The organism is Planococcus sp. TJ-201, from assembly GCF_058268495.1.
In genome coordinates, this window is the sequence record NZ_JBZDOG010000002.1 from 195192 (window position 1) to 217884 (window position 22693).

Genomic DNA, 22693 nt, shown 5'->3' on the forward strand with positions numbered 1-22693 from the left:
CTTGGCTGATTTTTGAAGTTGATCGATAGAATTTTTTTAATGAAATGATACTGATAGTAATCCAAGAACCAGAATGACCTTTTACTCGAATATACTCAAGAAAGGGAAATACATTTAATATGGGAAATAAAACCGTTCACAAAAGTAACTTTTGCATACAAATGAGAGAGATGATGCTATTCAATACACACCTTCTCTCCCTTTTTGCTTAAATAGCTTTTGACAACTTCTCACTTGTAAACTACTGCTCTTCTTTATTGTCGTGTCTTACGCGTTTTCCTGTTTGAGACTTTCAATAATGTTCGCGTTCTTTATTTTGATAATTGAATACAGCATGGCTGCTCCAACAATCAGGAAAATTACTACGATCGTAAAAAGAATACTCATCCAAGGAAGAGAAAATTCATACTGGAACGTGTAGCCGAGCGAACGGTGCATCACTAGCATCACTACTATACTGATTGGCAAACCATAAGCCAATGCTTTTGCTCCGTAAAAAAGGCTTTCGTAACGAATCATTTTGTTGAATCCACTTGGGGTCATGCCGACCGATCTCAGCATTGCAAACTCCCTTTTCCGAAGCGAAATGCTTGTGGATATTGTGTTAAAGATATTCGCAATGGAAATGAGTGAAATAAGTGTTATAAAACCGTAAGTAAATATGGACATCAATATAATCATCTGCTCTTGCTGCTGACGCTGTTGAAAAATATTATACACTTGAATATCCGTATCATTTTGTTCTTCAATCACTTCTTGAGTTGCCATCGGATCAGAGCTGGTCGCATAGATGGAAGTCGATGCTTCCTCTTCAGTGAAATCCAATTGATCAAATGCCGTTTTTGGAACGACGATGGTCAGACCACCAAGCCCCGCCGCTTGGACACCCATGGGCAGTTGATCAGTCAAAGCTGCAATTTCAACTGTAGTCAATATTTCGCCTTCGAGCTGTTCACCTGACTCACTGTATAGGATTTTATTCAGTTCAATCTCTTCTCCAACCTCCGTGTTGATGGTATTAGTTTCAACGAATTTACCGGAATCTGCATTTTCATAAGATGTCTGGTCAATGACAATCGCTTTCCCATTGCCTGCAAACCCATCAGCTTCCATCCCCATCTCTTTAGCATAGGCTGCAAAACTTGCGTCGTCTATGCCTTGAAGATCAACATAGTAACGGAATTTCTCATCTTCAAGGAACATTTCGCCGTTTTCCAGTTGTTCTGTTAGTTGCCCAGGAAGCTGATCCCTTTCGATTAATGCTTCTGCTTGGGCATTTTTGATCAATGTTGTCTTTGTGACTTGCTCCAACTGGGCATAACTCGCCAAGTCAACATCGTCCAATTCATCTCCGCTTATTTGCAGATCATATTGACTGGCGCTTTGCGACATTTCCAATGATTTTTTCAACCCGTCCGTAAAATAAGTCACGGATAAAAATAACACAATGCTGATAACAAGTGAGAATACAGTTGCTAAATAGCGTTTGCGGTTTCGCTTAACGTTTTTCAATCCAATCTCCGCCTCAAGACCGAACACTTTACGGACCCATTTGGACGTTTTGACGCTTTTTCCAGTCAGCTTGATATCCTGAGTTTGGCGCATGGCATCAATCGCTGATATTTTGGACGCCCTCCTTGCCGGTATATAAGTAGAGATGAAAATGGTTAAAATTGAAATACCACATGCCAGGATCACAGAAGCCGGTGTAACTACCAATTCCAGCTTTTCCGTAATATAGAGTGCATCTTCGATTAGTGGATTGATAAAGATAAATGTTAGCCCGATTCCTCCGATTCCTGCTAAGAGGCCAATTGGAATACTGATGATTCCGATCACAGCGCCTTCAAAAAATACAGAATTGCGTTTTTGTTTTTTCGTCGCCCCAACGCTCGATAGCATACCCAAATGCCTGGCCCGCTCAGACACACTAATCGCAAATGAATTGTAAATCAGTGCTACCGAACCAATCAGGATAACCGCCATAACAATACCGGCTAAAGAAAATAGTGTACTCCAGAGATTGTCGTTGTCTGTCAAGCCATGATAGCGAAGCAGCTCGGAATTAAACTCAACGCCACCAATCCCATTCTGTTCGGCCAATTCATCGGCATGGTCAAAAAGCTCCGATTCCAGCTTGGCAACAGTCACAAATACGTCCAATTCCTGCCCCTCTGCAGCGCTTGCTTTATTCACATACCCAATTACCGTATAGCCGGGTGACCAGGCTGGTTCCCAATCAGGGCGGTTGATGACTCCAACAATTGTTACAGTTTTAGTTTCTAAATTTTCCAGCTTTTCCATGGTTTCGCCTTCAGTGATTTGAAGCGAGTCCACTTGTGATAACAGCTTGTTGTCGTTTATCTGAACTCGCTCACCGACGTCCACAGTCAGTTCATCTCCGATTTCAAAAGGCATATCAACATTATCTTGAACCGTCTCTGAAATAGCGACTTCTTCTTCCGTATTCGGCAAACGCCCTTCAGCGACAGCAAGAGGAAACTGCGTCATCCCCTCTTTATCATAGTTTTTGAAATACAAATACGGCTTGTACTCGTTTTCAGAACCTTCCAGAATTGCGTAGCCATCGCTTGAGACAACCATATTTTGTGTTGCGCTGTCCTGTTCAATTGCCTCTACCTGTTCTTCCGTTACATTTTGGTATTGGACATGCCACTCGCCATTTTTCTCGATTTCCTGGCGAACCATCATATCAAGAAACGATACGCCCAGTGTGGCTACTGCTGTGATCATTGCAACAGAAATGATGACCCCAATTATCGTCACAAGCGAGCGGCGTTTGTTCTCCTTTAAATGACGGATGGTGACTTTATTGATGATGTTCATGGGCGGATAACCTCATCTTTTGCTACTTTACCGTCTTCAATGGAAATGATACGGTCGGCCTGCAGAGCGATGCGCTCATCGTGAGTGATCACGATCAAAGTTTGATTGTATGTCTTATTGAACATTTTCAGCAAATTCATTATTTCTTCGCTGTTTTTACTGTCCAGGTTGCCAGTCGGTTCATCGGCCAGCATAATTGCTGGATTGCTGATCAGTGCCCGCCCGATTGACACCCGTTGTTGTTGGCCGCCGGAAAGCTGATTGGGCAAGTGGGACAACCGATTTTCAAGCCCTAATGCATTTGAAACTTTGTTGAATTGCAGCGGATCTACTTTTTGCTCGTCCAACAACATCGGCAAGGTAATGTTTTCTTCGACGGTCAAAATCGGAATCAAGTTGTAAAATTGATAAATCAATCCGATTTGCCGGCGCCTGAAAATGGCGAGTTGGGTTTCGTCCAATGCATAAATGTCCGTTTGATCGATTGATACATTGCCACTCGTTGGCTGATCGACCCCTCCGAGCAAATGGAGCAAGGTCGATTTCCCTGAACCCGATGGCCCGATGATGCAAATAAACTCGCCTTTGTTCACAGAAAACGATACGTCATCAAGCGCTGCCACAGCAGTTTCGCCTTCACCATATACTTTTGATAAGTTTTTCACTTCTACAATTGTCATTAGAATACCTCCATTTATGTCTATCTCTAGTTTCAGTATAAAGAGACTTTATGACTGTGAGATGACTCGGGGAGTGACAGTTTTGTCACTTTGCAACATACACAAAAAAGCAGGGTCATTTAAACTACCTGCTTGTAGAATTTAATATGAAAAACCGTACCTGTCTCCGGTTCGCTCTTCACTTCAATATCTCCTTGTTGGCTCGTGATGATGCTATAGGCCATCGCAAGGCCAATGCCGACGCTGTCATCGTTTGCATTGCTGCCTTTGTAGAAACGTTTGAAGATATGTGGCAAGTCCTGTTTTGATATGCCGCTTCCATTATCCGTTATGATGATTTCAGTAAAAAGAACATTCTCCTTGTAACGAACAGACAGCTTCCCACCAGGTGCGGTATGTTCAACGCAGTTTTTCAAGATATTGATCAGTGCTTCAGCAGTCCAATTCAGATCTCCTGAAAATGCAGCAAGCTTGTCTCCTTGGATATCTACTTGCTGCATTTTAATATCCATCGGCACCATTAAGGGCGCGAATGATTTTTCGATGAGCTCGGCAACTAGTATTGGTTCTTTTTTGAAAGCAATCGTACCGGCATCAATTTTTGATAACTTGAGAAGCGACGAAACAAGCCAGTCCATCCGCTTCAACTGAATGTTCAAATTCTGAGTGAATTCAGTACGTTTTTCATCATCAATTCGATTGTCACTTAACAAATCTGCCATGATCATCATAGAGGTAAGCGGCGTTTTTAATTGATGGGAGATATCAGAGATGGCATTCGTCAGTTTATCTTTGTCTTTGTGGAGTGTGTTACTTTGCTCTGATAACCTTGTCGTTACTTTGTAGATTTGGCTTTTGAGCAAGCTCAATTCTCCTTCAGTATTGTCTCGAACATCCAACTGGTAATCGCCATTGCTGATCTTTAGCAGATAACCTGACAGCCTGTCAATTTCCCTGTAGCGCCACCATGTGAACGCCCCAGTAGTTGCAATCAATACGATGGAGATGGCAAACACACTCCGAGCGGCTGCAACTGAACCCCATACAGCTGCAAGCAACACCCCAACAAAGCTAAAAAAAACTAGTACAGTAAAGAATAGCTGAATTTCGCGATTTCGCAACAAGCTCAATCACCTGCCTTGTAGCCCATACCTCGGATGGTCTTGATGAGGGTAGGCTGTCCGGGATCGGCCTCAAGTTTTTCACGCAGCCGCTTGATATAAACCGTCAACGTATTGTCATTGACAAAATCTCCGCCGACATCCCAGATCTGATCGAGCAATTGAGCTCTTGTAATGATCTGTCCGGCGTTGTTAGCAAAAATCAATAACAACCGATATTCTAAAGCCGTTAAAAAAATTTCGTTGCCGCCTTTTCGTACTTTCCCATTCACTGTGTCCACTTGGACATCTCCCAGTTGCATGACGGATTTGGACGGACTTTTATGCTGGTAGCGGCGCAATACCGAATTGATACGGGATTGAAGTTCGCGTATGCGAAATGGCTTCGTAATGTAATCATCGGCTCCCATGTCTAAACCCATAACCACGTTCACTTCATCATCAAATGCTGTCAAAAAAATGACGGGAATGTCCCGCTTTGCCTTAGCCAGCTTGCATAAATCATAGCCACTTCCATCCGGCAAAGACAAATCAAGCAAACATAAATCAATGTCGCTAAGCTGTTGTTCGATTGCCGTTTTTGCTGAAGCTGCTGTATGACACAAAATTGTATGGAAACCTTCTTGTTGAAGCGAATATGTTAATCCGGAAGCAATGGTGCGATCGTCTTCGACAACTAGGATATTCATGTGTATCCCCCTATCATTTCACTTGAAATTCGCAAATTAAAAAGCATGTATCGTAAATTCCTGACGAATCTACGATACATGCTTTTGCTTTCCATGACTAGAGGGCTATTTTTGTTTTGAAGCAATTCATTTAAATTTCACTGATACTCGGAATCCTGAACAATTATCTATTTCCAATAAGATAGTTTACGTTCTCCAGAAAAGTGAAAAGACTTTAAAAATAGTGTAGTTACTTTTAACCTACATTAAACAAGGAACATTTTCACTAATAGAAAAATAAAAAAATGTTTTTTTGATAAAATTAAAACTTTTAACAAGGTCAACAAGTCATTTATAGTGTTGAAAAAGAATTTATAATAAATCGATGTACCTAAAAATGATCTCAATTACTTATTTACGAATTATTATAAAGATTTGATAATGGGAAACATGAAACTAGTTCAAAATAATCAAGAAGAATTTATAAACATATTAAGTATTTTATTCGGGTTGCTTTAAACAGCATACACCACCTGGGAGTTTATTTCTGGCGAAGCAGCGCCTAAAAAAGTCGGCGAAAAAACTTTTAATAATGGTGGCCTTGTGACCTACCCGCGAAAAGCAGCAGACATTTTCAGTGATTTCAACATGCACGATGAGTTTTATGTGACCGAAGCCCTCACTTCTCTGGATGCTGAAACCCTTGCTGCTATAAACAATGGGTATTTCCCATTTTCGGATTTGCGCTTGGAGATGCCGCAAGAAGAACCAGAAAAAGCTGCACCAAAGCCCTACTTTGTTAAAAATTTTGATAACAAGACCTGGTATTTTGGGATAGATATAACGTATTCAACCGCTCATGACAGCGATAAGGTTCAACACTTGGAAGTTTCGGCAGAAGTATTTGCAGATTATAAAACCATTGATGAACTTAAAACAGTGTTCGGCGAACCGATCGAAGTGAATTCGGATCTAGACAACAGTAAGACCTATTATGAGTTTGTTTTGAAGGACTACGTGATTTCCGTTCTTCGCTATAAAAAAGATACCGAATGGGACACGTTGCAGATCACATTAAACGATGATTAAGCAACAAGTAATACCAAGATCCCTCACCCCATTCAAAATCGATTGAATGTTCACTTTGTCATCACATGACTTTATCAAGAGCTAGAACAATTGCCTGCTAAAAGCAACAATGAATCCGATCTATTCCTTCGAAAAAATCATTCCACTATAAGAAGGGACAAGTAAAACTTTATACTCATTAAATTAATTAGATACATAGAATTAAATATATATATTTTAATTTAGTATATTTCTACTACTTTTCCTGTAGTATAGAGAGACAGTCTATTCTTAATTTTCCATATTATTACTTTATATTTATTTTAATTTTAAAAATTTACCTTAATAAAATAATTTATAGTCCAAATAAAAGATAAACCACACTTGAATGAGAACCGTTGCACAGAAAATTAACCTAAATTTGTTTATAGAAAGGAAGTTTACAACATGAAAAAAGGTCGCGCTCTTCCTTTTTATCAAGCATTGATGACAGCGATACAAGATATGGTATTTATCGTCCAGATTGGAAATGATGACGCTTTCACTTATGTCTTTCTGAATCAAGCCGTTTTTGACCGCACCAGCTTAACTCAAGCAGCCATCGGCAAAACCTTTCAAGAAGTACATGACGACGAATTGGCACATGTACTGACGATGCAGTATCGAAAGGTGCTCGCCACTCACGAAATTGTCATGTATTCAGACTCCTATATGTCGCCGGAGGGCAATTCTTCCTTTTCCGAGTCTACCTTAACTCCTTTCGTTGAAGGCGATGGAAACTGCCGGTACATTATCGGCGTGGTCAGAGATACCACCGGCGAACGTCTGGCAAAACTCGAGAGCCAGGAAGCATGGAGACGCATTCTGGAGAGCCGTTCCCGCTACAGGTCCTTATATAACAACAACGCAGATGCCATCCTGTCTCTTGACCTGGCCGGCAAGATTCAGGCAGGCAATTCAACTGTCGAGCAGCTGACCGGCTTTTTGCCTGAGGAAATTACTGGCGTAGAATTCCAGAATTTTTTTTACGAATCTGACGCTGCATTACTGAAAGATTACTACAGTCAGGCAGTGAACGGACATGTCGAAGGGTGTCGAACTAAGTTTCGCGGAAAAATGAGGCATTTGATAAGCGTGTCCATCCAGTTTGCGCCCATTGAAGAAGAAAACGCCATCGTCGGCGTTTATGCCGTCCTGCGGGATATGACGGAAATTGATCACCTCATCAGCCAATACGCCGAAAGTGAAAATCGCTTCCGCATCATTGCCGAAAATGCCCATGATGTCATTGTCTTACGGGATGACAAAGGAGAGATTTTGTACGTCTCCCCTTCCATCAAAGATGTCTACGGATTTCAGCCGGAAGAATACATGGACAAACCCTCTTTTCATACCGTTCATCCAGAAGATATTTCACAGGTAAGGAAAATCTATGCGCAAGCGCTCCAAGAAGCGAAAAGCTATGTGATTGAAATCCGAATGGAACACAAAACCAAGGGATGGCGTTGGTCGGAACTTCAGGGAACCCCGATTTTTAATGAGCAGGGTGCCTTTGTCCATATGCTGACTATGACACGGGACATTACGCTCCAAAAAGAATACGAAACGAAACTTCATTATTACGCCTATCACGATTCGCTGACGGGGCTGCCCAATCGGCGCTTTTTCAAGCAGCGGCTAACCGAAGAAATTGCTGCTCAACAGCCATCCGGCAAAACTTTAGCGGTCATCTTGCTGGACATTGACCATTTCAAACAAATCAACGACCAACTGGGCCATGAAGTTGGCGATGAGGTAATCGAGGAATTTGGCAAACGTCTCACTCAATCACTTGAAGAAGGTGATATGGCTGCCCGCCTCGGTGGCGATGAATTTGTATTGCTGCTGCCAAGCGTCACGACAGGCGAAGCAGCGAAAGAACTCGCACACGACATCCAATTGGCCATGGAAGCCCCGTGGACGCTTGAGAAGGGCCCAGCAAATGTTTCAGCCAGCATGGGCATTGCATTGGTTTCTTTAGAGGGCGCCACGGTGTCCTCCATACTGAAAAAGGCCGATTTGGCGATGTACGAAGCCAAAAAAGCCGGCAGAGGCACCTATCGCCTTCAAAGTCTTGAAGGAGTCAACCTGAGCACTGGTGATAACAGTCCATTTGTTGGACAACCGACTAAAGAAACTGCTAACTCTTATGAATCAAACCTTTGACGAAGTTAGAAAATGAGCGGAACGATAAAACAAATTTCACGTAAGAAAAAGGTGTTTTATTTTGAACTACTGGAGGACAAAAAACAGGCACTCCAATAAAATTGAACACGCTCAAACAGATATAGTAATTTGATAGGAATGAGGGTGTCTTAATGAAAAAGAATTATGGACAAATTCAGGAGTGGATTAACACCCTAGATCAATTCCTTATTGCCATTGATGAAAATGGAAAAATTATTAAGGTAAATCAAGCATGGGTTAATTTTTGCATCGAACACGAAATAAAAGATGGCCTTTGGAAAACTGGAACGGATTATTTTGAACAATTGGAGCGCCGGGGCAAAACAGATGAACAAAACCTCATTAAACAAGTAATGGCAAATGACCTACCTGAACATAGGCAGATGCATCCCTTTCTTTTGGGCAATGGAGAAACTCAATGGCTGCAGGTGACTGTCCGCGGGATTCAGTTAGATTCCGAACACGCTAGAGGAGCTGTCATCTATCTCAAACCAATAACCTTCCATTCTGAAGAGAAAATTACTGCTGAAATTGTTTTAGAAAGCATGACAGATGGTTTCTATTTGTTGGACGACCATCTGAATGTCATTTACATGAATGAAATTGCAGAAGAGCTGCTTAAGGTTAAAAGAGGAGTCGCAGCCGGGAGAGGGATTTTTACACTCTTTCCGGAAGCTTTGGACTCCTTTTCACATCACTACAACCGTGCTTTGACCGAACAGACCATCATCGAGTTTGTCGATTATTACAAACCGCTGGATAAATGGTTCCTGGTGAAAGCCTGTCCTCTAGAAAAAGGAGGTTTGTCCGTCTATTTTCAGGATGTAAGCGAAAAGAAAAAAACAGAAGCTCAATTAACAGAATTTGCGTATTACGATTACTTGACCCGCTTGCCAAATCGTAAGCTAATTATCCAAAAGATACAGTCTTTACTGGAACAAGGAATCGATTTTTCTATTGTCCATTTGATGGTTGATAACTTGAACTTCATTAATTCCATTTACACCTATGACGCAGGTGATACCATCATGAAAAAAGTGGCTGATGAACTGAAAGAGCTCGTCAGCGAATCCTGCCACATTGGACGCTCTGATAGGAATGAATTTTTGATCGTTTGGAAGCAGCATCCTGACGAATTATATGAGGAGCTTATAAAAAAAATTGAACTTATATTCGCCAATCCCTTCTCTTTAGATCATGCTCAAAAGGTTAACGTTAGTACCAGCGTTGGCATAGTCAGCCACCCAGTTGATGCCATTACAGTAGATGCCTTGCTTTCCAATGCAGAGATCGCCATGAGCGAAGCGAAGCTTTCCCCTGGTAATTCCCATATCTTTTTCAGTCTGGAAATGATCACTCTGCGGAATCGCCGGGTATTGATTGAAGATGGGCTCGACGGCGACTTGAAAACAAACGGATTTTATTATACCCTCCAGCCGCAAATCGACGGGCACACTGGCAAAATTGTGGGTGCAGAGATTCTATCGCGCTGGTCTCACCCGACGCTCGGTGAAATCTCCCCGCTTGAATTTATCAAAGTAGCCGAAGAATCTGGAAAAATTGTGTTAATGACCTCTCATCTGCTCAACGAAGTTTTTACACAGATGAAGGAATGGGAAAGGCTATACAGATGGAATTCACCGGTAGCGATCAATATGACTGCGTCACTTCTAAGCAATTCGAACTTCTTCGAACATTTCGTTGAATTAATGTCCGAGTATAAAATTAATCCAAAGATGATTGAAATCGAGATTACCGAACAGGCAGAATTGACCTATTCACCTAAGATATTGGAGAATTTATATCTATGCAAGTCGAAGGGAATGTCCATCGCCATTGATGATTTTGGCACCGGCTTTTCGATGATTTCCTATTTGACACACTTCCCCATCAGCAAAATCAAAATCGACCGGTTTTTTGTGCAAAAAATTGGCCAGGATGTGAAATCGGAATCCGTTTTAAAATCTCTGATTTATCTGGCTAGAAGCATTGAATGTGACCTAGTGGCTGAAGGCGTTGAAAATATTGAAGAAGCAGACTTTCTTCTGACTAACGACTGCAGTATTTTTCAAGGCTACTTGTACGACAAGCCAATGAAAGTTACCGACTTTGAAACGAAATACTTGAAGAATAAACACCTATTTACACCATAAGACCAGCTCCTTGAATAAAGTACCCGATGATGGAATAGAGTTCGTCATACTTAAGTTTTCCGATTCTACAGCTCACAAGGGTTGGTATTCTTATCTATTTCCATAAAAAAACTGCACCTCCATTGTTAGATTGGTGTCTAACAATGGAGGTGCAGTTCATCGAAGGCTGTTTTTCTTTTTATAAATTGCCATTCATTTAAACACAGGTTCCTTCTTCAATTTCGAATTGCATATTAGTGAGTCAAGAAAGCGGAATGTATGTGGACTAATTCAAATCAAAGCATTGCTATTCTTTACTTTCCAACTCTTAAGAGCTTGTTGGTATACATGTTTTTATCTGCTTTTTTAAAAACTTCTTCAATATCACATTGCTCATCATATTTAGTGTCATAACCAAAAGAAACCGAAATACTAATAGAGCCGACTTTTTCCAGCAATGAAATTTCATTGATGCGTTTGCTGATTTTTTTTGCTTCCGAAGAATCTGTGTTAGGCAATAAAATAACAAACTCATCTCCCCCGATTCTGCAGATAATGTCATCGATCCGGCAGCCTCTTTTAATTACTTCTGCAGATTTTTTCAGCAATACATCACCCATGGAATGTCCAAAAGAATCATTGATTACCTTTAAGCCATTTACATCTCCAACAAGTATCGTCAAAGGCAAATTTTTGATCGTATCAAGTCTTTTTAACTCTTCTTCATAAAATCTTCTATTATATAAACCTGTTAATTGATCATGGTAGCTAAGATAGAGAATTTCTTCGTTTTGAAAAACAAGTTCTTTGTTTGCATTTGTTAACTCTATCGCACGTTTATCCTTCTCTTTATTCTGAAAAACCAACTCTTTGTTCGCAATAATTAATTCGGCAGCACGGTCAGCCTTTTCTTCCGTTTGAAAGATAAGTTTTTTATTTGCGACAATTAACTCTGCTGCGCGGTCAGCTTTTTCTTCTGTTTGGTAAGCAAGCTCTTTATTTGCAATGATTAGTTCTGCGGCACGATCAGCTTTTTCCTCCGTTTGAAAGATCAGCTCTTTGTTTGCAATGATTAACTCTGCTGCACGATCTACTTTTTCTCTGGTTTGAAAGACAAGCTCTTTATTTGCAATGACCAACTCTGCTGCACGCTTGTCTTTTTCTTCATTTTGAAAAACCAGTTCTTTGTTCGCAATGACTAACTCTGTTGCGCGTTTATCTTTTTCTTCATTTTGGAAGATAAGTTCCTTATTTGCGATCACCAACTCCGCTGCGCGGTCAGCTTTTTCTTTCGTTTGATAGGCAAGTTCTTTGTTCGCAATGACTAATTCTGCTGCACGCTTATCTTTTTCTTCATTTTGAAAAACCAGTTCCTTGTTCGCGATAATTAACTCTGCTGCGCGCTTATCTTTTTCTTCATTTAGAAAGATAAGCTCTTTGTTCATGATGATTAACGCTGCTGCAAGTTCAGCTTTTTCTTCGGTTTGAAAAGCAAGTTCTTTAGTTGCAGTGATTAACGCTGCTGCGTGGTCATTTCTTTCTTGTACTTGAAAATAAAAATCATTTGTCATTTAGTATTTCGCTCCAATTTTACAGGGTTCTCCTGGTTGATAAGTATTTTGTACAATACTTGTCTACTTATTAATTTTTATTGCTTAGAATAAAACAATTAGTTGTTTTGATAGATTCCTTTTAAAATTTCACGAGATGGAGATGCATAAAGAACTAGACCATTTTTATCAACCACATTAATGGCGTTGCTAATATTTTCCACCATTAACCGGTAATTGTTTTCGCTGTGCTGCAGGGCTATCTCTGCGTGCTTCCGTTGTGTGATATCGATGCAGGTTGCGATGACCTCCACAACCTTTTTCATTCTTTTTATCGGGCGTAAAATCACAAGATAGTAAACTCCATTTTTCTCACCTTCGTAAGAAATATTTTGTTCCCCTTTCCAGGCCCTTCTATAGTTCCGCTCGATATCTTTTGCTTTTTCATTAGAAAAAATCTGCGAGAGTTCTTTGCCGATCACCAGTTTAGGAGTCAATCCGATTCGATAAAGTAGTTCTCCATCGCAAAGGGTATGAATGAATTTCCCATCTTTGTATTTAAACTTAAAAATGATGCCGTCCTGTTGTCGAATGGTGTCTTGCAATTCTTGCTTAGTCAGTGTTAATTCTCTTTCCAACCATAAACTTTGACTTATTCCAGGCGTAAGTCCATGATTTCTAATGCTCTCGTGTAAATCAGAAAAATTTTGTTCTAAACTTTTCGCAGGCAGTGGTTTACTTAACAAATAACCTTGAACTTCATCACATAAATTTTCTTGAAGAAAATCCAAATGTTCTTTCGTCTCCACACCTTCTGCAATTACTTGAATGCTCAAATGATGGGCCATCGAAATAATTGTTTTCACGATGGTCCCATTATTTGGATCAAGATGGCAGTCACGAATAAAAGACTGATCTATTTTCAGCCGGTCTATGGGAAATTCTTTCAAATAAGACAACGAACTGTAGCCTGTGCCAAAATCATCGATACTAATTGTTATACCGACTTTCTTTAAGGCATGTAATTTTTTAATGGAACTTTCAACATCCATTGTCATACTCTCTGTAATTTCAAGATCAAGATATTTGGGTTCTAAATCTGTTTTAGCTAATACTCTTTCCACAACTTCAACGATATTTGTTTGTGAAAATTGCCGAGAGGAAAGATTGACTGATATCGCCATTGGAGGAAATCCAGCTAACTGCCATTTTTTATTTTGTGCACAAGCTGTTTTCAATACCCATTCCCCAATTGGAATAATAAGCCCCGTTTCTTCAGCAATGGGAATAAATTGGAGAGGAGAAATCATTCCTTTTGTTGGATGATTCCATCGAATTAAAGCTTCATTTCCAATATACTCTCCCGTACTTAAATGAAGTTGTGGTTGGTAATGAAGTGTCAGTTGGTCAAGTTCAATGGCTCTATAGAGTTCCATTTCAAGCTCTAAACTTTCTCGGGTTTTCTCGTCCAAGTCAGACGTATAAAAGTGGTAACTGTTATTTCCGTGTTTTTTTGCATAATGAAGAGCAGAATTCGCCATTTCTAACAATATCTCAATAGTGTTGCTGGTTTTGGAATACATGCTGATGCCTATACTTGGATTGACATACATATCGTGGTGAATATTTTTTAAAGGTTGAGCTATGATTTCTAAAATTATTTTTGCTATAGTTGTGGTTCGTTTAAAATTTGTATTCGTCAAGAGAATAACGAATTTGTCTTCTTGCCACCGCATTAAAATACTATCTTCACCCAAAACCGTTTTTATTCGTTCGCTGGCAAGAAGAATAATCGCATTACTCGATTCTTGTCCCATAGAGTCTCTAATATTGTTCATTCTTTCTAATTCCAACAACAAAATAGCAGTTTCATTTTTGTCATCTACCAACTCTTTTAATCGTTTATTTAGGAAATTGCTATTCGGTAATCCAGTTAAGTAGTCTGTATAATTTAGGTGTTGTATGGTTTTCAATTCCTTCCATCCGTTATTAATTCTCTGAGAATAGGCCCTGATGCTTTTTTTAATTTATTTGCAAAGAACAGTTTTGTTTTAGCAAATGAAGTAAGTAATACCATGATGAGTGACAATAAAAATGGTGAAACCTACCAATGTAGAACTAATATGTGTTCTAGCATGTTATTAAACTCCTCTAGTAACATTATTTACATAGTAAAACTATTTATTAAAATTGTATTATTTAACATTTTTATAAATAATATAGTATGTAAAAATTATAATACCACTAATAAAGACCTATAAAGTTATATTTTATGAAAATTTTAAAAAAATTTGTTTTTCTGTGTCACTTACTCCCTATGCTATAAGAAAAATCCTTATCTGATGGGGACGAAGCCAGTTAGATTATGTCATTCCATTATCCAGCATTAAAAAGGAAATTAATGGAGCATCAGTTAAGTTCTCCAACAAGAAACAAAAAGTATGACAAGCTATAGGGGAGTTTTATGAATTTGGATTTGATTAAGTTCGTATAGAAACAAGTCTAAAGTTTAGAGAAACTGAAGGAATGCCAACATACACGAAAAGATTTATTTACTTTTACATACATATTGCCGGTGCGCCTTTTACAAAAGGAAATTTCTGAAAACCAAAAAAGGGAAGGAACTTATTGTTAAGTTCCTTCCCCTTTGACAACACCACACAAGTTTTTTCTAAAAAGCTGTTTATAAAACAGAAACATCAAAACTTCTTCCGTTTTACAGTTTTTTTGCCTGAAAGTTTCCCGATTCATAATATTCGTGGTTTTTACTTTCCGGATCGCCTCAACTAATGAAACTCCGCCATTATTAGTACTTCTTTATCAATGGACACGTTGGAGAATACCAATTATGTAGTGTTCCTGAGTTGATAAACTACTGAATCTTTTTAGGAATACCGTCTAAGAAGAAGTATCAGAAAGGGTTAATAAATCGTCAACCAAAGCAAGAAAAATAGACGCTACTATAAAAATTAAGAAAGTATGAGTGTTAAAATATTGGTTGTTTACAAAGATAGAAAAAGGCGAAGTGATGCTATTTAGATAATCTATATCGACTAAACCTGTTTGTTCGTTTAGTACGCTTCTTATCACTTCTTTATAATCTTCAACTCTTTTCTTTTGGTAAACAAGAGCCGTTATTAAATAAGTTAAGGTGCCAAAGAGACCCACTATAGAAAAACGAGTGGTAACTGAATAAGCACGAAATATTTGTTTCCATAAAACAATCACAACAATTAGAATTGGAATCAGAGGTACCGCAAGCAGCAAAGCGGGATTACCATTTCCAGATGAAGTTCCTGGACTAACTGTCATTTGATTAATTAGCATAAAAACAAAAAAGGAAATCGCATATAATATTAATAAAGTAATAAGTGCTTTTTTCAATATTTGCCACCTCTTTATTCGAGTGTCCTTTTCTGGGGAAAAACCCAATTTGGATCGCGTATTTCCGTTCGGACACGGTTCATAATCTCATTGAATTGCACTTGCTTAGTCTTTTCATTGTAATAATAACAATTAGTTACAGACGGCTGTACTTCTTCAGAAAATTTTAGATTGATTAATGATTTGTTCAATTGTGCTGCATGCCACAACCAATCTTGAATCTCTTCATCATGTAGATTTTCTTCGGTGCCAATCAATAGAAAAAAGTAACTATCCCGGACCGGTGAAGGTCCAACCATTGTTAAAACATACTCTTTCGCGACTCGCGCATCTTCTGGCGTTGCGAAGGAAATATTGTTTTCTTTAAAAAAAGTTTTGATCTCAGAAATAAGCGATGCATCTTTTTCTGTATGGGCAATAAACACATCGGATTTTGGCCATTTAGCATAGTCTTCTTCCCATTTCGTTAGCTTCAACTCCATAAAATTCACTCCTCACTTTCGGATATAGCTGCCCATAGGCCGTTCACCATCAAATCCTTCGCCATTGTCAATGACACCCAGTTCCTTCACGAAATAATACAAAATCAGGATATATTCCTTTAAACTTTGGGCCAGTACAACCCTCTCGTCGTACTCATGGTCGACAGAAATAATTTGGCCATACGATCCGTTAATATCCGGGTCAAGGTCAATGGCAGTAAAATTGCCTCCTCCATCATGATGGAAGGGTATCTTATTCCCTAACATAAAGGTATCTTTCACATATCCTGCGGGTATAGATTTTACAGGTGCTCTAACACCTTCATGTTTTACGGATTCTTTCACTTCAACCAGTATTTCTTCCAGTGTCATCAAAGGGTACCCATTGAGATGCCCATAAGCAACTCCCACTGCTTCAATAAAGTCTAGCCATTGCCCTTCATCTTGCCCATTGCAAAGCTGATATAAGGTTACAAACTCATCCGCTGATTCTTTTCTCAATAATTCCAGTACCTGTAAACACGTTTCTTTGGCATTGCCGGGATTCAATGGAATCAAATATTGCTGGCATATGTCATTTAAAAAGTCATCGTATTCTTTCCAGATCGATTGAAAACTCTGACTTTGGTAGCCATCAATAAAGACTTTTAATCCTGGAACATCGATATAAACTCCATACGTATCGTCAGAAGAAGATGGTTCGTTCCTGTAGTCCGAAACACTTCGTTCAAGCGGCTCGACTTTCCGCCACACTGCTACATGTTCTTCTTCTAAATCCACTAGCAAATAACGAACCAAATAATTGCCATGTGCATATTCAGACAGCCGATACTGAATGGACTCCTTTGTTTTCGGATGTATATGTTCCATTTCAGCTTTGCTGGCAATATTAACGAACTTATCCGAAAACGGATGCGGCATATCAGCTGTGAGAAGAATACCATTTCTATCTGCAAACATTTCAGTGGATTTGTAATAATAGTGTAGCCTCCAACCTTTGTGCATCATTAGTGAAACACCTCTTTCTCACTCGATATAATAATCTTATTAAAAAAATCAGATTTCGCGAAAATTTAATAAGCTCCTTTAATTCAAAATAATTTATTAGGCAGATAAACTTAAATATCTGATTATCATTAATGCTAAACTAATATCACCTAACTTTGAGAATGCGCGATGTGTTTGACAATGAATGATGTGATATTAAGGAAATACACTTGAAAATCAATTAAAAAGGAGAATTTTTATGCAAAAGCCCTTACTGTTGCTTCTGTTATTTTTTGTTTCCTTGGTACTTATTAGCTGTAATGATGATTCAGTAGATCAGCCCACTAACGATGAAAACATTGGAAACCCAAATCCTAAGGAACGATTAACAAAAAATCCAGATGCGGACATTATTATGGTTGATGATCTTACTTATATAAATGTCGAAGATATCGGTAGAGAATTTTACCGAGAATTAAAATTAGGAAAAAAAGCTCTTGAAATTAAAACTCAAACTGATGACGCTGACGATTTTGAAAATGGGACAGCTTCCAAGCTGGCTGTAGGAACAGCAATCTATGAAGCAGCTAGCCCAAACCAAGGGTATATAGCTGTAGTTAATAATGAAAAAAGATTGTATGTAATAATTGCTGAAGGTTAATGACTGAAGTGTTAATTTCATAAATTCGCGCTTCAACCTCATGAAATGATTCTTTTTCGAGCCATTTAGTGTCTACCTTTATTGTAAATACAATTTAAGGTGAAGTAAGTTGCATTCAAACGTCATCAGAAAAAAAACTGACGACTTCGGATGTTATTAACTTAAGTGACTTTGTGAATATAAATAAGTAAGAAATCCGAAATCGTGTCTGCTTCAGGAGTATTCTTTTAATACGGGTTAGTTCGAAAATGCCCCTTTGCAACATGCTTCTTCAGTTCTGCCAAGAAAAGCTCTGGTTCTTTTGGTGAGATTTTTACGCTACCCATTATGGCGGAGCTGTAGAAAATTTCGATCCCTTCCTTCGAAGACAAAATCCGGTAACCTGTGAAAATATCAGAAGTAGGTGAGACGCGAGTGATCTCATTATATGGAATCAGGCTTCTAATCGGGCCACCTTTGACGAATAAATAATCCGAGTGGAAAATATATTTGATGTCGAACATAATCCACAGCATAAAAATGAAAGTTAAAACAAAAGTTCCAATGAGAAAAACTGCCGCCATCAGAGGTATATTATCTTCAATAAAGAAAGGCCAAAAAATACTAACGGCCACGACCAACAAGGCAAGTCCATTCATTATGAGAAAGAATCGGTCAATCTTTGAACGAAATTCCATTAGAGTACGTCCCTCCCTTGTTCTAAGGTCGAATAAAACCGTGATGAATATACGAGTTTCGATGGTTAAAAGATTCACCAAAAATCTTTTTCATTATACCAAAATACTCCAATATCGTTTACTCCGTTTTATTTTGCATTAAAACCAAAACCTTTCTCAAAACTACACTTTCATAAATATAAAGGCAGGTGATGCGTTTTGAATAGCCGCTGCTCTGCCTTCTCTGGTTAATTAGCTTCTAATAAATTCTTGTATGTAAAATGAAGCTGACTAGAAGTTTATATGTTTTTAAATTTTTTTTAGAAAAGTTGCACTTTTAAATCGTCTATGTATATAATCATGTTAATAAAAGTTAACCGGTTAAGAAAGGAGTTTAATAAATGGAGCAACAATCGATTTTTATTCTGGAAACGTACGAACAATTGAAAGTCATCAGTGATCCACTGCGAACCAAAATGCTCATTCATTTAGTGGAACAGCCTCATACGGGACAGATGCTCGCACAAGAACTCAACCTTTCGCGTGCTAAAGTTCTCTATCACCTTCGGGAATTAGAAAAGTATGGAATCATTCGGTTGGTCCGGAAAGAAGAGCGAGGGGGAAATATCCTGAAATTCTATCAGGCGGTCGCCAGAGGGTTTATTCCAGCGGATCATCTGCTTACGTATGTGGAATCCAAGGAAGCCACACGTCAGTCATACCTGGAAGTTATCGACCGAGCTAAAACCAGGGTGCTGACGGCACCTGATCAATCATTCGAACTGCATTCCTCCAACGTCGAAGAATGGAATAACCTATCGCTTCAAACCGAATTTACGGTAAGTCAGAAAAAATTTGTGGAATTTACCCAAAAATACCGAGAACTCTTGGAGACGTTGAACGAAGAGGACGAGGAATCCGACAAACAGCATTACTACCTGATGACCACGGCTTTCCAGATTGAAGAGTTATTGTTTAGGAAAGAGAAGTAAGCGGTTGAAAGGAGAACTCCCATGACAATTGACCAAGTAACCGAAGCGACCGTACAGGAAAAATCGGTTCCAAATCTGTTCAGCAATCGTTCGTTTATTTTCCTCTGGCTTTCCAGTACCGCGTCTTTCCTGGCCTTGTCAACGTATCTGTTTGCAGAACAGTGGTACATCATCACTGTTCTGGAAAAAGAGAGCCTGCTGGGAATCGTCATGATGGCGACCATGGTGCCGCGGATCTTTTTCATGACGCTGGGCGGTGTCTGGGCTGACCGATTCCGTCGGTCGCGTATCATGTTGATCTCCAGTTTCGTACGCTGCCTGTTGGTACTAGGCATGATTTTACTGCTGCAACTCAGTTTGTTGGAATTGTGGGCACTTCTTCTTTTTGCTTTATGTTTTGGCATTGTCGATGCTTTTTTTTCACCTGCAAATACGTCGCTCCTGCCATCGGTCGTGCCGAAAGAGGCACTTCCTAGGTCGAATTCCTTCATTCAAAGTTCCAATCAAATTGCTCTTTTTTCCGGTCCGATGTTGGGCGGATGGGTGCTTTCTCTCGGGTCGTTCAGTCTGTTATTCGGAGTAATTGCTGGCTTCTTACTGCTGACGTTTCTGTTTTCATCGCTCATTAAAGAAGAAAAAAGGCAAGTAGTTGCTGACCGGTCCTCCACGAAATCGGAGCTGAAGGAAGGATTTTCGTATGTATGGGGAATGCCCTTCCTAAAAAACATGTTGGTGATTTTAATCTTCATCAACTTTTTCTTTTTCGGTCCGCTGCTAATGGGGATTCCTTTGCTGGTGGATAGTGTCCTTAAAGGGGAAGTGTTGGATTTAAGTTTTCTGCAAAGTTCGTATCAAGGCGGGATGCTGGCCGGAGCCATTCTGGTAGGTATTCTGAATCTGCGGAAAAAACGAGGTTTGACCATGTTGGTGATGATTGGCATTTTGGGCGTTTGCTTAACCTTCCTAGGTCAAATTGGGTTCCTGTGGCAAGGAATTCTATTGCTTTCGCTCATGGGTATTCTTTCTTCTTTTATCAATGTCACACTGATTTCTACGATCCAGGCACAATCCGACCCGAATAAAATCGGGCGTGTCATGAGCTTGGTCAATGCCTCTTCAAATGGGCTTGTTCCCTTATCTTATGCATTCGTGTCGTTGGCTCTTGTGATGCAGTTCACGATATCAAACGTGATGCTGCTGTGCGGTATGCTGATTCTCGTGATTTCTTCCATCTATCTCTTACACTCTAAAGTTGTCAGAAATGTAGATTAGAAGTAAGCAAGATAGCCAAATTCTTCACACTTAGACAACCCACACCAATAGAAAGAAAGGACTTTTCAATGCACCTTCTTCCCTTTCTGCATTTATAGTTTCTATATTTTGGCCGTTTCTAATATGTCCTGATAGGTAATCCTGTATGATGTGTTTTCGCACTCCGAAATAGGTCATGAAATGATATTTTTTAGTTGGCGCGGCTAATCTTACTCATCACTCAATAACATGAAGATCACTGCTTGCTTCTATCTAGGTAATATGCAAAACTATTTTAATTTGAAAATGAGAATTCGACTTGATGTGGAAACCTTCAATCTATCATTGGAAGATGCACGGGAAATGGTAAACAGGCTCAACGTAGAGCCGGATAGGGAGACACTGATGATTGATGTAAACAATGAAACCGTCGGAAAAATTCGCATACAACGAGAAGATCGCCAAGCATGGATTTTATTCTTCTTGCACACCAGGATAAAGGTATATGAAGAAACGTACTACGAAACATCGTCAAACAGCAAAGCGAAGCTAACTATTCGGTCCATATTGACGTGGAGACGAAGAATGTTCATTCCTTAGGGTTATACGAGTCAATTGGTTTTAGAGTCATCCACGCACAGGATTACTACTTGTACCAGGAGTAACATCAAATAGAGCGTTCAAATAGAAGACCTGTAGAGTGTTCAAAACACCTGCCTGTTTGGTCGATTGTTTCCTGAATTCCATCTCGAATCTCATGCTGGAATTTAAGCCGATGTGGTTTGTATCCCGCCCCTTCTGTTTGCGAGTATTCTTTTAAAATGTCTCGGGTTAAATCGTTGCACGGCTGCAGTTCATGTTCACTTATTACTTTTCCCGCCTTCTTAAGAAGTTCCTTAAGTTACCTATCTTTCACAACTTACTTCTCCCTCAATCCATTTTTTATTCGAAGAACGCCAAATGTCTTTTTTCATCTTTGTACCAGGTCAATCGGTCAATAAAGTTCCTTATATGAAATTCAAATTTATGGCCATTTGGAACGGAAAACAGCTTTTGAACTATAGGCTTTATTCATAAGCGATTTTAATTTTAGCCTTCTGTTAATTCTATTAAAGCCGCTACGACAAAATCCGGCCGATCCAAATGGATTGAATGTCCTGCGTTTTTTGCAAACTTAACTGTGCTCTTTTTCGAAAGTTTTCCTTGTTCGAGTATCAATTGCTGCCACATATTTTCCAACATCAACAGTTCCAACTCAGGCAAACCTCTGCTGACACCTTCTTGAATTACATAGTCTTTGTCGCGGCCGATGGCGATAAGTGGAATATCATGAAGCGTACCCAGGTTTTTAATCGTTTTTGCATCCAGTTTAAAGTTTGCGAATTCGGATATCATGGCTTTGTACAAATTCGGCTTTTGCCGAAACCGAATTAATTGCTCTTGTATAGGTAAAGGCAGCTTTTTCTGGCTTTCAGTCAATTGGGGATGAATAATTTCTTTAAGTTCTTCCTCTTTCGTATTTGCATAGTTTTGATAATCTTCCAGCCAATTGTTGCTAGATGAATTCCCTCTTAATCCAGGAAGTTCAAGCTCATCCAGTCTTTCCAAGTCCTCAGATGTAGAATCAATTAAAAATAATGCTCTTACTTTTTTAGGATGTAGTTTCGAAAAATGCTGTGCGCATAATCCCCCATAGGAATGTCCAACCAGAATGACCGGTTCTTTTATTTCCAACTTCTCTAAAAGCTGCTTCACCTCTTTAGCATTCGCCATTGTGGTACGTTCTTCTTCTCCTATGTCACTTTCACCTGATCCTGGACGGTGAAACATGATCATTTTATTCGTCTTACTCAGCTTTTCTACCACTCTAAACCATTCATCATACGAACAACCCATTCCCGGTAAAATAATGATAGGTACTCCATTCTTTCCTTTTTGAACGACTTCCATTTTTCGCTCATTGATGGTGATAAACTGGTTCATAGTTT

General features: G+C 39.3%; 17 protein-coding genes. 6 read left to right on the forward strand and 11 right to left on the reverse strand.

Going from position 1 to position 22693, the window contains the following annotated elements:
• Positions 1-267 precede the first annotated feature (267 nt).
• The 4 genes from AC4EG4_RS06700 to AC4EG4_RS06715 all read right to left on the reverse strand — a co-directional run bounded on the left by AC4EG4_RS06700 (position 268) and on the right by AC4EG4_RS06715 (position 5337).
• Positions 268-2847: an ABC transporter permease gene (locus tag AC4EG4_RS06700; protein ID WP_490987344.1), complete on the reverse strand. Its 2580-nt coding sequence runs from the start codon at positions 2845-2847 to the stop codon at positions 268-270.
• Positions 2844-3527, reverse strand: coding sequence for an ABC transporter ATP-binding protein (locus AC4EG4_RS06705; protein ID WP_490978503.1), 684 nt, complete (start codon positions 3525-3527; stop codon positions 2844-2846). Before AC4EG4_RS06705 ends, AC4EG4_RS06700 begins: the two co-directional genes overlap by 4 nt.
• Positions 3528-3646: 119 nt before the next feature.
• Positions 3647-4651, reverse strand: coding sequence for a sensor histidine kinase (locus AC4EG4_RS06710; protein ID WP_490987345.1), 1005 nt, complete (start codon positions 4649-4651; stop codon positions 3647-3649).
• A gap of 2 nt (positions 4652-4653) precedes the next feature.
• Positions 4654-5337 carry a response regulator transcription factor gene (locus AC4EG4_RS06715; protein WP_490987346.1) on the reverse strand — a complete coding sequence of 228 codons (684 nt, stop codon included), beginning with the start codon at positions 5335-5337 and terminating at the stop codon, positions 4654-4656.
• Between the two features lie 582 nt (positions 5338-5919).
• On the opposite strand from AC4EG4_RS06715, the gene AC4EG4_RS06720 reads away from it, so the two are divergent.
• The 3 genes from AC4EG4_RS06720 (at position 5920) to AC4EG4_RS06730 (ending at position 10763) form a co-directional block, all read left to right on the forward strand.
• Positions 5920-6405: a hypothetical protein gene (locus tag AC4EG4_RS06720; protein WP_490987347.1), complete on the forward strand. Its 486-nt coding sequence runs from the start codon at positions 5920-5922 to the stop codon at positions 6403-6405.
• Positions 6406-6831: 426 nt separating this feature from the next.
• On the forward strand, positions 6832-8589 hold the full coding sequence (locus AC4EG4_RS06725) for a sensor domain-containing protein (protein ID WP_490987348.1): 1758 nt from the start codon (positions 6832-6834) through the stop codon (positions 8587-8589).
• Between the two features lie 152 nt (positions 8590-8741).
• Entirely contained in the window at positions 8742-10763 is a 2022-nt protein-coding gene (locus AC4EG4_RS06730) for a putative bifunctional diguanylate cyclase/phosphodiesterase (protein WP_490987349.1), read from the forward strand.
• A gap of 293 nt (positions 10764-11056) precedes the next feature.
• Here the strand turns inward: AC4EG4_RS06730 and AC4EG4_RS06735 are convergent, their stop codons facing one another.
• The 5 genes from AC4EG4_RS06735 to AC4EG4_RS06755 form a co-directional block, all read right to left on the reverse strand.
• Positions 11057-12313 (reverse strand): GGDEF domain-containing protein, encoded by a 1257-nt coding sequence (locus AC4EG4_RS06735; RefSeq protein WP_490978509.1) that lies wholly within the window; start codon positions 12311-12313, stop codon positions 11057-11059.
• Positions 12314-12411: 98 nt separating this feature from the next.
• Complete coding sequence (locus AC4EG4_RS06740) at positions 12412-14265, reverse strand: EAL domain-containing protein (RefSeq protein ID WP_490978510.1); 1854 nt, start codon at positions 14263-14265, stop codon at positions 12412-12414.
• A 925-nt stretch (positions 14266-15190) separates the two neighbouring features.
• Positions 15191-15676, reverse strand: coding sequence for a hypothetical protein (locus tag AC4EG4_RS06745; RefSeq protein ID WP_490987350.1), 486 nt, complete (start codon positions 15674-15676; stop codon positions 15191-15193).
• Positions 15677-15690: 14 nt separating this feature from the next.
• Complete coding sequence (locus AC4EG4_RS06750) at positions 15691-16158, reverse strand: hypothetical protein (protein ID WP_490978512.1); 468 nt, start codon at positions 16156-16158, stop codon at positions 15691-15693.
• Between the two features lie 12 nt (positions 16159-16170).
• On the reverse strand, positions 16171-17166 hold the full coding sequence (locus AC4EG4_RS06755) for an SMI1/KNR4 family protein (RefSeq protein ID WP_490987351.1): 996 nt from the start codon (positions 17164-17166) through the stop codon (positions 16171-16173).
• A 238-nt stretch (positions 17167-17404) separates the two neighbouring features.
• On the opposite strand from AC4EG4_RS06755, the gene AC4EG4_RS06760 reads away from it, so the two are divergent.
• Positions 17405-17806, forward strand: coding sequence for a hypothetical protein (locus tag AC4EG4_RS06760; protein ID WP_490978514.1), 402 nt, complete (start codon positions 17405-17407; stop codon positions 17804-17806).
• 227 nt (positions 17807-18033) lie between these two features.
• Here the strand turns inward: AC4EG4_RS06760 and AC4EG4_RS06765 are convergent, their stop codons facing one another.
• The gene (locus AC4EG4_RS06765; protein ID WP_490987352.1) at positions 18034-18483 is read right to left on the reverse strand and encodes a PH domain-containing protein; all 450 of its coding nucleotides are present in this window, start codon (positions 18481-18483) and stop codon (positions 18034-18036) included.
• 380 nt (positions 18484-18863) lie between these two features.
• Between AC4EG4_RS06765 and AC4EG4_RS06770 the strand changes: the two genes are divergently transcribed.
• Positions 18864-19454, forward strand: a complete 591-nt coding sequence (locus AC4EG4_RS06770) for an ArsR/SmtB family transcription factor (protein ID WP_490987353.1) — start codon at positions 18864-18866, stop codon at positions 19452-19454.
• 21 nt (positions 19455-19475) lie between these two features.
• Positions 19476-20726 carry an MFS transporter gene (locus AC4EG4_RS06775; RefSeq protein ID WP_490987354.1) on the forward strand — a complete coding sequence of 417 codons (1251 nt, stop codon included), beginning with the start codon at positions 19476-19478 and terminating at the stop codon, positions 20724-20726.
• Between the two features lie 1068 nt (positions 20727-21794).
• On the opposite strand, the gene AC4EG4_RS06780 is transcribed toward AC4EG4_RS06775, so the two are convergent.
• Positions 21795-22688 carry an alpha/beta hydrolase gene (locus AC4EG4_RS06780; protein ID WP_490987355.1) on the reverse strand — a complete coding sequence of 298 codons (894 nt, stop codon included), beginning with the start codon at positions 22686-22688 and terminating at the stop codon, positions 21795-21797.
• Positions 22689-22693 lie beyond the last annotated feature (5 nt).